At 67.4% G+C, this 1,589-nt stretch carries 1 protein-coding gene; it reads right to left on the bottom strand.

The annotated features are described in order from the left end of the window. Window positions 1–683: EAL domain-containing protein (locus QZH66_RS15865; RefSeq protein ID WP_305806859.1), on the bottom strand; the 683-nt coding region annotated here is incomplete at its 3' end. Between the last annotated feature and the right edge of the window lie 906 nt (window positions 684–1,589).

The raw sequence follows: 1,589 nt of genomic DNA, 5'->3' as shown, positions 1-1,589 counted from the left end.
ATGCCGATGATGGTTTGCACGATCGCTGCGTCGCTGGGGTCGGTGACGATGTCCTGCACGAAGCCGCCGTCGATCTTGAGCTGGTGCAGCGGCAGCCGCTTGAGGTGCGTGAGCGACGAATAGCCGGTGCCGAAGTCATCGAGCGCAAAGCGCACGCCCTGGCGGCGCAGTGTCTCCATCTTGTGCACGGTGTCGGCGATGTCGTGCAGCATCAGGCTCTCGGTCAGCTCCAGCACCAGCCGGGCCGGATTGGCCCCGCTGCGCTGCAGCGCGTTTTGCACCTGGAGCACGAAATCGGGGTGGCCGAACTGCCGCGCGCTGACGTTCAGGGCCAGCACCAGGGCCTGCGTTAGGGCGCCGCCTTCCCAGCGCTTGAGCTGTGCGCAGGCCTGCTGCAGCACCCAGTCGCCCAGCGGCAGGATCAGGCCCGACTCTTCCGCGATCGGGATGAACTGCGCCGGCGGCACATTGCCGAACTGCGGGTGCGTCCAGCGCAGCAGCACTTCGGCCCCGACGGCCCGGTGCCCGGCGTCGACCTGGACCTGGAAGTGCAATTGGAGTTGACCGGCGTCGATGGCGCCATGCAAGGCGGCCAGCAAGGCCGTGCGGGTTTCGAGCTCGGCCTGCATCGCGGGGTCGAAAAAGCAGAAGCCGTTGCGCCCGGCATTCTTGGCCTGGTACATGGCGGCGTCCGCGCGCTTGAGCAGGTCCTTGATGGTCGTGTCGTTGCGCTTGAACAGGCCGATGCCGATGCTGGCGCTGGTGTGGTGGGCCTGGTTGGCAAGCTGGCTGGGNGGGGTCGAAAAAGCAGAAGCCGTTGCGCCCGGCATTCTTGGCCTGGTACATGGCGGCGTCCGCGCGCTTGAGCAGGTCCTTGATGGTCGTGTCGTTGCGCTTGAACAGGCCGATGCCGATGCTGGCGCTGGTGTGGTGGGCCTGGTTGGCAAGCTGGCTGGGCTGCTTCAGGGCCGCGAGAAGCTGCTGGGCAATGCCGCTGGCCTGTTGCTGCGCGCAGGCCTCCTGCGCAGGGAGCTTGTCGACGAGGACGACGAATTCGTCGCCGCCCAGGCGGGCGATGGTGTCGGTATCGCGCACCGCGCCGCGCAGGCGCTGCGCGATGTCCACCAGGAACTGGTCGCCCACCTCGTGGCCCTGCGTGTCGTTGATGCTCTTGAAGTTGTCCAGGTCCAGCAGCAGCACGGCGCGGTGGTGCTCGTCCTGGCCGCTGGCCGCCAGTGCCGACTGCATGCGCTCGCGCAGCAGCCGGCGGTTGGGCAGGTGCGTGAGGGGGTCGTAGTAGACCAGCTGGTGGATGGCTTTTTCGTTCGCGCCCAGCTTGATCTGCAGGGCTTGCAGCGCGCGCATCACGTCGCTGATCTCGTCCTTGCCGCGGATGCTGATGGCGGTGTCGAGCTTGCCGCTCTCGATATGGCGGAACACCTTGATCACGTGCCGCAGCGGCTGGACGATGGAGCGGATCAACAGCACGCCCAGCAGGCTCAGCACGGCCATGGCCGCCACCAGCGCGCCCACGGCCGTCCACCAGGTTTGCGCATAGCGCTGCAGGCCCGCGCCATAGGCGGCCTGCG

It is taken from the genome of Stenotrophomonas sp. YIM B06876 (assembly GCF_030711595.1).
Classification (GTDB): Bacteria; Pseudomonadota; Gammaproteobacteria; order Xanthomonadales; family Xanthomonadaceae; genus Stenotrophomonas.
This window is presented reverse-complemented; position numbering and strand designations above follow the sequence as displayed.